Source organism: Herbiconiux sp. FW305-C-125 (assembly GCF_058783455.1).
Map to the genome: position 1 here is coordinate 1,233,647 of NZ_JBYSYO010000001.1, position 13,716 is coordinate 1,247,362.

Annotated in this window: 12 protein-coding genes; 6 read left to right on the top strand and 6 right to left on the bottom strand. The window is 70.0% G+C overall.

Annotated features, from left to right (window positions below; translation table 11 throughout):
• Nucleotides 1-14 precede the first annotated feature (14 nt).
• The 6 genes from AC3WLB_RS06365 to AC3WLB_RS06390 all read right to left on the bottom strand — a co-directional run bounded on the left by AC3WLB_RS06365 (nucleotide 15) and on the right by AC3WLB_RS06390 (nucleotide 7,186).
• Complete coding sequence (locus AC3WLB_RS06365) at nucleotides 15-665, bottom strand: TetR/AcrR family transcriptional regulator (protein ID WP_022897579.1); 651 nt, start codon at nucleotides 663-665, stop codon at nucleotides 15-17.
• Between the two features lie 28 nt (nucleotides 666-693).
• Nucleotides 694-2,325, bottom strand: a complete 1,632-nt coding sequence (locus AC3WLB_RS06370) for an ABC transporter ATP-binding protein (protein WP_492504281.1) — start codon at nucleotides 2,323-2,325, stop codon at nucleotides 694-696.
• Nucleotides 2,322-3,236: an ABC transporter permease gene (locus AC3WLB_RS06375; RefSeq protein WP_492504283.1), complete on the bottom strand. Its 915-nt coding sequence runs from the start codon at nucleotides 3,234-3,236 to the stop codon at nucleotides 2,322-2,324. Before AC3WLB_RS06375 ends, AC3WLB_RS06370 begins: the two co-directional genes overlap by 4 nt.
• A gap of 1 nt (nucleotide 3,237) precedes the next feature.
• On the bottom strand, nucleotides 3,238-4,185 hold the full coding sequence (locus AC3WLB_RS06380) for an ABC transporter permease (protein WP_022897911.1): 948 nt from the start codon (nucleotides 4,183-4,185) through the stop codon (nucleotides 3,238-3,240).
• Nucleotides 4,185-5,564 (bottom strand): sulfatase family protein, encoded by a 1,380-nt coding sequence (locus tag AC3WLB_RS06385; protein ID WP_492504286.1) that lies wholly within the window; start codon nucleotides 5,562-5,564, stop codon nucleotides 4,185-4,187. Before AC3WLB_RS06385 ends, AC3WLB_RS06380 begins: the two co-directional genes overlap by 1 nt.
• Before the next feature lie 86 nt (nucleotides 5,565-5,650).
• On the bottom strand, nucleotides 5,651-7,186 hold the full coding sequence (locus AC3WLB_RS06390) for an ABC transporter substrate-binding protein (protein WP_492504288.1): 1,536 nt from the start codon (nucleotides 7,184-7,186) through the stop codon (nucleotides 5,651-5,653).
• A gap of 104 nt (nucleotides 7,187-7,290) precedes the next feature.
• Here AC3WLB_RS06390 and AC3WLB_RS06395 point away from each other — a divergent pair, with 104 nt between their 5' ends.
• The 6 genes from AC3WLB_RS06395 (at nucleotide 7,291) to AC3WLB_RS06420 (ending at nucleotide 13,710) form a co-directional block, all read left to right on the top strand.
• The gene (locus AC3WLB_RS06395; protein WP_492504290.1) at nucleotides 7,291-8,724 is read left to right on the top strand and encodes a sulfatase-like hydrolase/transferase; all 1,434 of its coding nucleotides are present in this window, start codon (nucleotides 7,291-7,293) and stop codon (nucleotides 8,722-8,724) included.
• Between the two features lie 79 nt (nucleotides 8,725-8,803).
• Complete coding sequence (locus AC3WLB_RS06400) at nucleotides 8,804-10,300, top strand: sulfatase family protein (protein ID WP_492504292.1); 1,497 nt, start codon at nucleotides 8,804-8,806, stop codon at nucleotides 10,298-10,300.
• Complete coding sequence (locus tag AC3WLB_RS06405; RefSeq protein ID WP_492504294.1) at nucleotides 10,297-11,997, top strand: sulfatase family protein; 1,701 nt, start codon at nucleotides 10,297-10,299, stop codon at nucleotides 11,995-11,997. The genes AC3WLB_RS06400 and AC3WLB_RS06405 overlap by 4 nt, the downstream gene beginning before the upstream one ends.
• Nucleotides 11,994-12,980, top strand: coding sequence for a formylglycine-generating enzyme family protein (locus AC3WLB_RS06410; protein WP_492504296.1), 987 nt, complete (start codon nucleotides 11,994-11,996; stop codon nucleotides 12,978-12,980). Before AC3WLB_RS06405 ends, AC3WLB_RS06410 begins: the two co-directional genes overlap by 4 nt.
• Nucleotides 12,977-13,354, top strand: coding sequence for a DUF202 domain-containing protein (locus AC3WLB_RS06415; protein ID WP_022897904.1), 378 nt, complete (start codon nucleotides 12,977-12,979; stop codon nucleotides 13,352-13,354). The genes AC3WLB_RS06410 and AC3WLB_RS06415 overlap by 4 nt, the downstream gene beginning before the upstream one ends.
• The gene (locus AC3WLB_RS06420; RefSeq protein ID WP_492504298.1) at nucleotides 13,351-13,710 is read left to right on the top strand and encodes a DUF202 domain-containing protein; all 360 of its coding nucleotides are present in this window, start codon (nucleotides 13,351-13,353) and stop codon (nucleotides 13,708-13,710) included. The genes AC3WLB_RS06415 and AC3WLB_RS06420 overlap by 4 nt, the downstream gene beginning before the upstream one ends.
• Nucleotides 13,711-13,716 lie beyond the last annotated feature (6 nt).

Sequence of the window (13,716 nt, forward strand, 5' to 3'; positions counted from 1 at the left end):
TTCGATGAGGCGGATCAGTGATCCGGGGAGGGGTCGGCCGAACTCAGCAGGTACGGTTCGAGCACCTTCATGAACAGGTCGAGCTGGCCGGCGCGGTCGAATGCCGCGGTGTCGAGCACCCACTGGGCGCCGAGACCGTGGGCGAGACCGAGCACCCAGCGGGCGATGGTGGTGGCTGTCACGCCGTCCGGCAGCCGCGACTCGTCCACCGTGCGGGAGACCATGTCGGTCATGGAGGTGACCAGGTTTTCGTTGCGCACGGCGAACCAGGTGTGACCCGGGTGGTCGACCGCGGTGGCCTCGGCGGCGAGCACCACGAACAACTGCACGAGTTCGGGGTTCTGGTCGTTCTCCTTGAGGGTCGCGATGTAGGCCGCGAGCGGGGACATGCCCTCCTCGATGTGCCGTTCCCGCGACGCGATGTTCCGGGCTTCGCGTTCCTGCAGCACCGCCAGGAGCAGGGCCGCCTTGGTCGGGAAGTAGTGCAGGATGCCGGCCTGCGTGATGCCGACCTCGCGGGCGATGTCGGCGAGGCTCACCGTGTTGAAGCCGCCGGCCGAGAACAACGACGTCGCGGTGTCGAGGATCTCGCGGCGACGCGCTTCGCCGCGCTTCTGCGTGCTCGTCTGGGCACGGCTGCGGGGTGTCATCGTTTCGGCGCTCATGTCTCTCCTACCGTTGTGCTGACGTCAGTCATGCGATGGCCTTCTCCAGATCGGGCGTCGCTGCGAGCAGCGTCCGCGTGTAGGGATGCTGCGGGTCGCCGAAGATCTGCTCCGTAGTGCCATGCTCCACGATCTGGCCCTTGTACATCACCGCCACGCGGTGACTGATCTCCCTCACCACGGCCAGGTCGTGCGAGATGAACAGGTACGCCAGGTCGTCGGCCTCCTGCAGCTCGCGCAGGAGCCGGAGGATCTGCTCCTGGATCGACACGTCCAGCGCCGACACGGGCTCGTCGAGGATGAGCAGGCGCGGGTCGCTGGCGAGCGCCCGAGCGATTCCGATGCGCTGGCGCTGACCGCCGGAGAACGCCCACGGGTACCGGTCGAGGTACTCCGGCCCGAGGCTGACCCGCTCGAGCAGCTCGACGCTCCTGGCGTGCAGCTCATGGCCGGGCACGCCCGCGACGCTCAGGGCCTCGGCGAGCGACTGCCCGGCGGTGCGGCGCGGGTTCAAGGACGAGTACGGGTCCTGGAACACGTACTGCACGGCCCGCGCCACTCCGCGGCGCTCCTGCGCGGAGATGCCGTGGATCGACTTGCCGTCGACGTCGATCTCACCCTCGGCCGGCTCGTAGATGCCGACGATGGTTCGCGAGAGCGTCGATTTTCCGCACCCCGACTCCCCGACGAGGGCGAGGGTCTCGCCCGCATCCACGTGCAACGACACCCCGTTCACCGCGAAGAAGGGCGTGGGCTTGCGGAAGAGGCTGGTGCGGTGGGTGTTGACGTTCGTCTTGAGATCGCGAACGTCGAGCACTCTCGGCCGCTCCACCGGCGCGTCTTCGCGCAGCGGCGCATCCATCTTCGGGATGGCGTCCATCAGGCGCACCGTGTACGGGTCCTTCGGCTGCGTGAGCACCGATCGCACGTCGCCGCGTTCGACGATCTTGCCGTGGTACATCACCACGACGTCGTCGCAGAGCTCGGCGACCACGCCCATGTCGTGCGTGATGAACAGGATCGCGATGCCGAGCTCGTCGCGCAGATCGCGCAGCAGATCGAGGATCTGGGCCTGGATCGTGACGTCGAGGGCCGTGGTGGGCTCGTCGGCGATGAGCACGGAGGGATTGTTGGCCAGCGCGATGGCGATCACGACGCGCTGCCGCATGCCGCCGGAGAACTGGTGCGGGTACTTCGTCGCGGCCTCCTCCGGGTTCGGGATGCCGACCTTGCCGAGCAGCTCCACCGCCCGCTCGCCGGCGGCGCGCGAGTCGACGCCGTGGATGCGCAGCGCTTCGACGATCTGGTCCTTGATCCGCATCACGGGGTTCAGCGCCGCCTGCGGGTCCTGGAAGATCATCGCGATCTGGGCTCCGCGCACGTCGAGCATCTGCTTCTCGGTGAGCTCGGTCAGGTCACGCCCGCGGAGCTCGATCGTTCCGCCGGTCACCCGGCCGGGGTGGCGGAGCATCCGCATCACGGCACGGGAGGTGACGGACTTGCCCGACCCGGACTCGCCGACGATGCCGAGGATCTGACCGGGCCGCAGCTCGAACGAGACGCCGTCGACCGCGGTGAGCGGACCGCTCGGCAGGTCGAACGTGACCTCCAGGTCGGTGACGCGGAGCAACGGCTCCGCCGTGGGGTCTGTGCTGGTCATTTGCGGATCACCGTTTCGTTGAGCGCGTCGGAGAGGAGGCTGAACGACATCGACAGCAGGATGAGCACCAGCGTCGGGCCGAGGATGTACATCGGCGACTGCTCGATGAAGCGGATGCCGACGTTCAGGAGCGACCCGAGCGAGGGCTCCGGCGGCTGGATGCCGAGGCCGATGATGCTGAGGCCGGCTTCGATGAAGACCGCGACGACCACGAAGATCGCGCCCCCGACGAGGATCGGGTCGACCGCGTTGGGCAGGATGTGGCGCCACAGGATGGTGCCCTTCCCGACACCGAGGGTGCGCGCGGCGACGACGTACTCGCGTTGCATCTGCTCCATCAGGGCCGCGCGGGCCTGCCGGCCGAACGAGGGCAGGCCGCTGATGGTGATGGCCACCACGAGCGCCGCCCAGCCCGGGCCCATGATGAGCACGATGCAGACACCCAGCACCACGCCGGGGAAGCCCAGGATGATGTCGAGCACGCGTTGCACGACGGTGCCGGCCACCCGCGACAGGGCTCCGAGGAGGCCCAGCGCGGTGCCGATGATCATGCTGAGCGGCACCGCCACCAGGATGATCGAGAAGTCGGTGCGGAGGCCGTAGACGGTCCTGACGAGGAGGTCGCGACCGAGTTCGTCGGTGCCGAAGGGGTGCGCGAGGCTCGGGCCGAGGAAGGCGTCCCGGGTCTGCTGGTCGTAGCCGCCGGGGAACAGCAGCGGGGCGGAAACGGCGAGCACGACGAGCACGATCAGGATCGCCGCACCGATGATGCCGCGCGGGGTGCGGAAGGCCGACAGGTAGCGCTGGAGCGTCGCTCCGGGCGTCAGCCGGCGCTGCCGGGTGCGCTGCAGGTTCACCGCCTCGGTGCGGGGCGGACTCGGGACTCGGGAGGCTTTGCGGTCGACGCTCATCTCAGGCGTCCAATCTGACTCGGGGATCGAGGGCGGCGAGGATCATCTCGGTGATCAGCTGAGCGAACACGGCGATGAGCACAGCGCCCATGATGAGGATCTGCACGAGCTGGTAGTCGCGCGAGTTGACGGCCTGCACGGCCAGCTGACCGAGACCGTTGCGGGCGAAGATCGCCTCGATGATGATGGCACCGCCGAACAGCTCGCCGACGCGGATGCCGATGGCCACCACGGCCGCGCCGAGGCTCGTGCGGAGCACGTGGCGGAAGGTGATCCGGCGGGCGGACGCACCCTTCGCACGCGCGAGGTCGACGAACTCCTCGCCCCGGGTGGTGCGCATCGTCGTCTGCAGGAGCCGGGCGACCGACGGGGCCTGGGACAGGCCGAGCGCGAGGGCCGGCAGCAGCAGGTACTGGATGCCGATCTCGGGGTTCTGCGTCAGCGGCACCTCGCCGCTCACCGGCAGGATGCGCCAGGTGACGCCGAAGAGCACGATGAGCAGGAGGCCCGCCAGGAATGCTGGCGTGGCCAGCAGCAGGGTGTTGGTGGTGTCCACGGCGAAGCGGGCGACCTTCGACTGCGCGGAGCCACCGAGGATGCCCAGCGTGAACCCGATGATCACGAGGAAGATCGCGGCGAGGAGTGCGAGTTCGATCGTGCTCTCCAGGCGAGCCCCGATCAGGTCGGTGACCGAGCGGTTGAAGATGAACGACTCCCCGAGGTTGCCCCGGAACACCCCGCCGAGCCAGGTGAAGTACTGCACGACGAGGGGCTGGTCGAGACCGAGCGACGCCCGGATGGCTTCGACCTGCTCCGGCGACGCGTCGGAGCCGGCGATCGTCTGGGCCGGGTCGCCCGGCGCGAACCGCGGCAGCAGGAAGGCGATGATGGAGGTCGCGAACAGCACCAGGATGATGGACGGGAGCTTGCGCAGCAGGAACCGCAGCATCAGGCACCGCCCGCCGCGTCGACGAGGGCGCGCAGCCGGGCGGCCACCTCGGGCTGGTCCTCCGACGCGTCCCGCTCCTCGAACGGATCCTCGGCGAGGTCGACGAGGTAGGGGCGAGGCAGGTCGGGGCTCGTGACGAGCTTGTGCGTCGGGGTGGTGAGGGCGCGCCACTGCCGAAGCAGCACCCACGCGTTCGCGCCGTAGTGGCGGGCCGCCATCTCGATCTCGCGCTCCGAGCGGTCAAGACCCGAGACCGTCCACTCGCGATGCGAGTCGGTGCGGCCCTCGAGCACGCCGAGCACGGATCTGGCGGTCATCGCCTCCGGCACCGCGACGCCCGCGGCGTCGAGGATGGTGGCGGCGAGGTCTTCGAGCGACACCAGGGCGTCGCTCACCACGCCGCCCGTTCGCACGACGGGTCCGCTCACGACGAGCGGGATGCGGATGCTCGGGTCGAGGGCGATCTGCTTGCCCCAGGTGCCGTGGTCGCCGAGCATCTCGCCGTGGTCGCTGGTGTAGATGACGACGGTGTTCGCTAGCTCACCCTCGGCCGCCAACCGGTCGAGGAACGAACCGAGGTGGCGATCGATGTTCTCGATCATCGCGGCGTACCGGCGGCGCACCTCGTCGTGGTCGCCGTCGAACTCGCCCGGGGCGTGCGGCGGCGGGAAGGAGACATCCGCCCAGTCGTCGCGCATGCGGTCGGTGACGTCCATCGGGTCGTGGGGGCCGGCGAAATTGACCACGAGGTGCCACGGGGCATCCGTCGGGCGACGGTCGAGCATCGTGTGGGCGTTCGCCGCGATCCAGTTGTCGAGGTAGGACTCCTCGGGCAGCGGGCTCGGCGCCACGTCGCGGTAGGGAGCATCCTTTCGGCGACCGAAGTCGGCGCGGTGCACGTCGGCCAGGCCGGCTTCGTAGAGATGGTTCATGTACGGCCCGTGCGGGCGGCCGTCGCGGGTCGACCAGAGGGAGTCGAACTTGCCCTCGTTGTCGATCCCGTCGGACATGCCCCACTCGCCGAGCAGGCGCGAGCCGTCGAGGTTCCAGTCGAAGGTCGCCTTGTGCAGGTCGAACTTGCCCACCCCCGCCACGAAGTATCCGCCCTCGTCGCGCAGGGTGCGGTAGTAGGTCGTGCTCTCGACGGGCAGGTCGTGGAAGTTGTTGGGCACCGGCGTCGAGGTGTAGTCGAGGCCGGTGGCGAGGCAGGCCCGCGCCGGTGCACACAGCGGCGAGGGAGTCGTCGCCCGCCGGAAGGTGACGCCGGACTCCTGCAGGCGCCGGATGTTCGGCGTGCGCACGGGCAGGCCCGGCTCGCCTTCCAGCCAGTCGTAGCGGTGCTGATCGGCGATCACCAACAGCACGTTGGGGGTGGTCATGTCGGTCCTTCCGGATGCGCGGGCGCGATCACGCGCGCACGCTGAGGTTGGGGAGGAGGGCGCCCCGGCGGGCGCCCTCCGGTGGATCACTGGGTGACGAACGCCTTCGAGGCATCGAGGTAGGCCCTCGTGCTCCAGGACAGGTCCTGCGCGGCGTCGGCCTGCACGAACTGCCCGTCGACCCGCACGATGTTGGTCGAGAAGGCCTGCTCGAGCATGTACTCCGTCAGGGCGTGCAGCGCGTCGCCGTAGTCGGCCTCGTCGGCGGTGAGCAGGTCGTTGCGCAGCTGCTCGTACTCGTCGGTCCAGAACTTCGAGGGGTTGCCCTTGCGCAGCGACGGCAGGGTGTTCATCAGCGTGATCGGCGCCAGGCCGTTGAGGCCGTGCAGTGGCATGAAGACCTGCCCGAGCTCGCCGGCGATCTGGTTCTGACCGAAGGTCTGCGTGTCGACCGCGTTGATGGTGGGCTTCAGGCCCACCTCTTCGAGGTTGTTGCGCACGATCTCGGCGACGCTGGCGTTCGCCGGGATGCTGATCACGTTGATCGTCACCGCGGCTCCTGCCGCGCCGGACTGTTCGAGCAGCTGCTTCGCCTTGTCGGGGTCGTAGCTGTAGTAGTCGTCGAGGTCGGAGGGGTAGTCGACCGAGCTCTCGTCCCAGAACACGTCGGTGGGCGTCGCGCCCTCACCGAAGACCTGGGTCGCGATCCGGTCGCGGTCGATCGCGTAGTTCAGCGCCTGCCGGGCCTCGACCGTGTCGAACGGGGCCTGAGTGGTGTCGATGCCGAGGGGGTAGACGCTGCCCGAGGTGTTCACGATCGTGTAGCCGCTGCTCGCGCCGATGGAGTTCACGTCTTGCGGGTTCATGCCGATGGCGACGTCGGAGCGCCCGCTGCGCACGGCGTTCAGCATCGCGGTGCTGTCCGTGATCACCGCCACGTCGATGCCGTCGAGGTGCGGCTTCTCGCCCCAGTAGTCGTCGTAGCGGTCGAGCGTCAGTTCGGAACCCGGCGTCCAGTTCGTGAAGACGAAGGGACCGGTGCCGACCACCTGGGAACCGTCGGCCAGGCCGGCTGCGGTCTCCTGGTCGAGGATGAAGGTCTGCTCGAAGAAATCGAACAGGTTCGGGATGGCCTGGGAGAAGGTGATGGTGAGCTCGGTCGGGCTCGTGACCTCGATGCCCGAGAACATCTTCGCGATGTACGAGGTCTGCGAGCTGGAGGTCGCGGCCGTCTCGAACGAGTACTTCACGTCATCGGCCGTCATCGTCCGTCCGGTGTGGAACGTCACGTCATCGCGGAGGGTGATGTCGATCGACAGCCCGTCGTCGGCCAGCTTCCATTCCTTCGCGAGCAGCGGCTGCGGCTTCCCGTCGGCGTCGAGCACCGTCAGCGTCTCGAAGACGTTCGCGGCCCAGGAGAAGTTGCCGAGACGGCCCGAGAGCACGTTGTTCGGCTGGGCATCCGCACTCTGGGCGATGGTCAGCCGCCCGCCGTCGACGGGCGTGGCGGACGCCTGGGCGGCGGTGTTGACGGCTGACTGGCATCCGGTCAGCGTCATGGCGAGGGCGGCGGCGCCGGCGGCGACGCCGACGAGCAACCTGGATCTGCGGGACTTCAACATCGTTGTTGTTCACTCCTCATCGGTGAGAGACTGGTGCTGTTGCAAAAACCTAGTGAGTAGATAGTAGGTTTGCAAGTACGAATTTCGCGAGGAGGCGATGACAGATGCTCGAGGGCAGGCCGAATGTGCTCTGGATCATGGCGGACGAGCTGCGCGCCGACGCCCTTTCGTGCTACGGCAACGTGCACCCCGAGGTGCGCACGCCGAACATCGATGCCCTGGCGGCGAGCGGCGTGCTCTTCGAGCGCGCGTACGCGTCGTCACCCGTCTGCGTTCCCGCCCGGCACGCGATGCTCTCCGGAATGAGCCCGCTCGCGAGCGGGGTGGTCAACAACGAGGGCTACCTGCCCGCGGGATTCGAGCCACCCGAGATGTTTCCCGAGACCTTCGCCGCTGCCGGCTGGACGACGGCGAACTACGGCAAGGAGCACCTCCCCGGCGGCCGTTCGCCCTGGCAGATCGACGACCACACCGGGTCGGGCATGCCGGAACTCCTGGCCGTCGCTGGCGAGCACGGCGTTCCGATCCGGCGATCGCCCGGCATCGGACACGTCTACGACGCCGTCCTCCCCGCGGGCATCGCGACCGGCTCGGAGGCGATCACGGATGCGACGGTCGCCGCCCTGACGGCGGCCGACGGCCCCTTCCTCCTCCGTGCCAGCTTCGTGCAGCCGCACAAGCCCATGGTGGTGCCCGAGCCGTGGGCGAGCCGCTACGACGACGTGCACTTCGACGTGCCGCGGGAGCCCGGCGACGCGCAGAACGAGTTCGAACGCGAATGGGGCCGGCTCACCCGGGGGGCCGAGCTCAGCGACGAGGAGCTGCAGCTCTCGTTCCGGCGGTATCACGGCTGCGTCGCCTGGCTCGACGACCAGGTCGGGCGCATCCTCGAGGCGCTCGACCGGGCCGGCCTCCGGCAGTCGACCATCGTGGTGCTCGGCACCGATCACGGCGCGTCGCTCGGCGAGCACGGCATCCTGGCCAAGCACACCTTCGCGCCGGAGAGCCACCGCGTGCCCCTCATCGTCTCCTGGCCGGGCGTGCTGCGCGCCGGCGAGCGCCGCGGCGACCTCGCCGTGAGCGAAGACCTCGCGGCGACGCTACTGGGCCTCGCCGGCCTCCCGCGGCCCGCCGGGATGACCGGGCGGGATCTCTTCGCCGACCCCGCACCCGAGGTGGTGCTCTCGGCCATCGGCTACGGGGAGCCGTCCAGCCGGGCGTTCCCGAATCGCGACGAGGGCGCCTGGGGCGACGGCCGCGGCTGGCCCCAGCGCGTCTGCGCGCGCACCGTGCGCTACCGCTTCGACGCGACCACCCGCCGAGGCGGCGAGCAGGTCGCGGCCGACGACGCCGCACCCTTCTTCGCCGACACCCTGCGGGACCCTGCCGAGCGCGTGAACCGGGTCGACGACCCGGACTACGCCGACGTCGTGCGCACGCTCTCCGAGCAGGTCGAGACCGCCGCCGCCGGCATCCCGGTCGCCGTCGTCGACGCGGCCGACTTCGCCCGCACCCGGGGCCGTACCGGCGCCGTCTGAGCACGCCAGCCGCCCCGCGCGTCCGCCCCGCATCCGCCCTGCATCCGCACCGCATCCGCCCGACCCTGAAGGAGAACCCGTGACCGACACACCGAGACGCCCCAACATCGTCTTCGTGCTCACCGACGACCATGCCGCGCACTCGATCGGCGCCTACGGGTCGGTCGTCAACGAGACGCCCCACATCGACGCCATCGCCGACGCCGGGGTGCGGCTCGACAACTGCTTCGTCACCAACTCGCTCTGCTCACCCAGCCGGGCCTCCATCCTCACCGGCACCTACAGCCACGTGAACGGTGTCACCACCCTCTGGACGCCGATCGACGCCTCCCAACCCACCTTCATCTCGCAGCTGAAGGCGGCGGGCTACCGCACCGGCATCGTCGGCAAGTGGCACATGGGCGAGGAGGAGCCCTCGAACCCCAAGAACTTCGACTACTGGGACGTGCTCATCAATCAGGGCGAGTACGTCGATCCGCGGTTCCTCTCGGCCGCGGGCATCCGCAACGAACCCGGCTACGCGACGGATGTCATCACCGACCTCGCCATGCAGTGGGTCGAGAGTCTCGACGGCGACGAGCCGTGGTGCCTGCTGGTCTGGCACAAGGCTCCGCACCGGCCGTGGGAGCCGGATGAGAAGCACAAGGACATGTACTCCGACCCGATCCCGGTGCCGGGGACGTTCTGGGACGACCTGAGCACGCGCTCCGCCTCCGCCCGCCGGGCCTTGATGTCGATCGCCGACTACATCAACAGCGAAGACCTCAAGGTCGACCCGCCCGAGGGGCTGAGCTACGACGAGCTCGCGCTCTGGAAGTACCAGCGCTACATGGAGGACTACCTGCGCTGCGTCGCGTCGGTCGACGACAACGTGGGCCGGCTCACCGAGTGGCTCCGCGATCGCGGCGACCTCGACGACACCGTGCTGATGTACTCCTCCGACCAGGGCTTCTTCCTCGGCGACCACGGCTGGTTCGACAAGCGCTTCATGTACGAGGAGTCGCTGCGCATGCCGTTGGTGATGAGCTATCCGCGCGCCATCCCCGCCGGCTCGGTGCACGACGGAATCGTCACCAATGTCGACTTCGCGCGCACGATCCTCGACGCGGCCGGGGTCGAGCCGCACGAGCGGATGCAGGGTCGCAGCTTCTGGGGCGACCTCGCGGGCGAACCGTCCACTCCCCCGGCGGAGGGCATGTACTACCGCTACTGGGAGAACGACGACTGGTTCCACAAGGCGCCGGCGCACTACGGCTACCGCGACCGCCGGTACAAGCTCATCTACTACTACAACACCGGCTACGGCCTGCCCGGCAGCGGATTCTTCGAGTACCCGGCCGAATGGGAGCTCTTCGACCTCGAGACCGACCCGCACGAACTGCGCAACGTCTACGACGACCCCGAGTACGCCGGCATCCGTGACGACCTCACCCGGCGGATGCTCGAGGCGCAGGCCGCGGTGGGCGACGAGCCCTGGGCGGGCCAGCAGCCCGCCACCGACGAGCGGTTCACCGTGCTCGCCCGGTTCACCCGCTCACCCGGCATGAACCCGGTCGTGCCGACGACACCGCGATGACCGGGCCGTCGGCGGGCGGGCGGCCCAACATCCTCTGGATCTCCACCCACGACATCAACCCCGACCTCGGCGCCTACGCCGGAGTGTGGCCGGGCGCCGAGGTGGCACACACCCCCCACCTCGACGCCCTCGCCGCGGCGGGGGTGCGGTTCGATCAGGCGTTCGCCACGACACCGGTGTGCGCCCCCTCGCGATCGGCCCTGCTGACGGGCTGCTTCCCGACCTCCATCGGCACGCACCAGATGCGCGCGAAAGCGGTGCCGCCACCCGAGGTGCGGCTGCTGTCGGAGTACTTCCGGATGGCCGGGTACTACGCCACGAACAACTGGTTCACCGACTTCCAGGTGCATCTGCCGGGCACTGCCTTCGACGAGTGCTCGCCCACGGCCCACTGGCGGGGCCGGCCCGATCCGGAGACGCCGTTCTTCGCGACCTTCCACGGCATGACGACGCACGAGGGCCAGCTCTACCTCTCCGACGAGGAGTTCGACCGGGTCACCGCCGGGCTCCCGGATGCGCAGCGGCACGACCCCGCCACCGTCCCCATCCCGCCCTACCACCTCGACACGGCGGCGTTCCGCACCGCCTGGGCGCGGTACCACGACCTCATCTCGGTGATGGACGCCTGGGTCGGCGACCTGCTCCGGCAGCTCGACGACGACGGTCTGGCCGAGAACACGATCGTCGTGTTCTGGTCGGACCACGGCGCGGGCTTCCCGCGGATGAAGCGCGCCCCCACCGAGGCCGGGCTCCGGGTGCCGGTGATCGTGCGCTGGCCCGGGCGCCTCACGGGCGGACAGGTGCGCACCGACGTCGTGCACCTCGCCGACCTCGGGCCGACCATGCTCGCGATGGCCGGACTGCCGGTGCCCGAGCATCTGCAGTTCTCCCCCTTGTTCGACGCGGACGGCCGCGCGCTGAGCCAGGGCCGCTACGCGTTCGGCGGCCGGGACCGGATGGATGAGCAGCGCGACAGCTCCCGCACCGTGCGCGACGAACGCTTCCGGCTCATCCGTCATCGCCATCCGGACCGCTCGCCCCTGCAGCACCAGCACTTCGCCGAACGGTTCCCCACCTGGCGCGACCTCCGCACGGCGGTGAACGATGAGGCGCGGCAGCGCGCAGCGGGACTGCGGCCCGACCGGCTCACCCCTCTGCAGCGCCGCGTCACCGGCGAGTGCAAACCCGAGATCGAGCTGTACGACGTCGCCGCCGACCCGCACGAGACGACCGACCTGGCCGGCGACCCGGGGTATGCCGAGGTCGTGGCGAGGCTGCTCAGCGCACTCGACGAGTGGCTCGAGCGCACCGGCGACCTGGGCGCCGTCGCCGAGGACGACCTGGCCGAGCAGTGGCGCCCGGACGGTGTGGAGCCGCGCACCGCGGCGCCGACGGCCGCGCTCGACGAGTCCGCCGCGATCGTCCTGACCTGCGAGACACCGGGCGCGTTGATCGGGTGGAGCACCGAGCCACCCGAGACCGAGCGGGAGCTCTCGCTGCAGCAGCGCATCAACGGTGAGCCCGCGGAGCCGATCGGCTGGCGCATCGCAACCGGGCCGATCGACCTGCCCGAGGGGGCGACGCTCTGGCTGCGGGCGTGGCGGCTCGGCATCGGCCCGAGCCCGATCGTGGCCGTGCGCCGTGGCGGCTCCGACAACGCGATACTGGAAGTTGCGACAGAAGGAGCAGGAGTATGAGCGACGCCGAGGGATGCGGACCGGGCTGCACGTGTGGCGCACCGGGACGATCGGCCTTCCTCACGATCGGGACGGCCCCCGACGCGGTGCCGTCGGCGCCGGCGGCCCCACCGGCACACTCGATCGAGCAGATCCATGTTCCGGCCGGGTCGTTCACCATGGGCGACTCCTCCGGTGACCGCAACCCCGCCGACGGCGAGGTGCCGCTGCACGAGGTGCGGCTCGACGGCTTCACCATCGACGCCACCACCGTCACGAACGACGACTTCGCCCGCTTCGTCGACGCCACTGGCTACGCCACCGAGGCGGAGACCTTCGGATTCTCGGCCGTCTTCCATCTCGCGCTCGACGCCCCGCGCGAGGACATCGTGGGCCAGCCGCCCGGCACGCCGTGGTGGTACGGGGTGCGCGGAGCCGACTGGCGGCACCCGGGCGGTCGCGGTTCCACGATCGACGCGCTGGGCGAGCATCCGGTCGTGCACGTCAGCTGGAACGACGCCCAGGCCTACTGCGCCTGGGCGGGGCGGCGCCTGCCCACCGAAGCGGAGTGGGAGTACGCCTCCCGCGGCGGACTCGTGGGCGCGAAGTACCCGTGGGGCGACGACGAGGTCGACGCCGGCGGGTGGCGGGCCAACATCTTCCAGGGCGTGTTCCCGGGCGAGAACACGGTGGAGGACGGATACCTCACCACGGCACCGGTGCGCAGCTTCGCACCCAACGGGTACGGACTGTGGCAGACGGTGGGCAACGTGTGGGAATGGTGCGCCGACCGGTACTCACCGCACTACTACCGCGAGTCGCCCGCCGAGAACCCCACGGGGCCGGATCAGGGCGAGGTGCGCGTGATGCGCGGCGGGAGTTACCTCTGCCACATCTCCTACTGCAACCGGTACCGCAACTCGGCGCGCTCGCAGAACACGCCCGACTCGTCGATGGGCAACGCGGGGTTCCGCACGGTGGCGCTGGCGGGGGTGGCCGCATGACCGGCTCGGAGCCGGGCTCGGGGCGCCGCTTCCCCGCCTCGGTCTTCACGCGGGGCTCGGAACCCGACGCGCGTTTCAGTCTCGCGAACGAGCGGACGTTCCTGGCCTGGATCCGCACCGGACTGGCGCTGCTCGCGGGCGGCGTGGCGCTGGAGGCCCTCGGGCTCGGCATCCACCCCGGGCTCCGGCTCACGGCATCCGTCATCCTCATCGTCGCCGGGCTCCTCACACCGTTGCAGGGCTGGTTCGGCTGGGCGCGCACCGAACGCGCGCTGCGCCTCGGCAACCCGCTGCCGAGTGCGCCGCTCGCGTTGCCGCTCGCGATCGTGGTCGCCGTGGTCGGGTTGCTCGTGCTCATCGGAGTGCTGGTGTGAGCCTCTTCGACCCCGGGCTCCAGCCCGAGCGCACGGCTCTGGCCTGGCGTCGAACGGCGCTCGCGCTCTTCGTGGGGTCGCTCGTGGCCATGCGCATCCTGCCCGAGGTGCTCGGCGGCTGGGCGGTCGTGCTCGGGGCGGCCGGCGTCGTGGCAGCCGGAGCGCTGCTCTGGGCGGTGCACCGCCGCTACCTGGGCCACCACCGCATGCTGACGGAGGAGGGCGATCGCAGCGCGCTCGCCGGCGGCCGGCTGATCGCCGCCACCGCGCTCTTCTGCGTGCTCGCGGCGGCGCTCACCCTCGTGCTCGTCATCGTGATGGCTGCGACCGGGTTCTCGATCGCGACGATCGTCTGAGGCCTG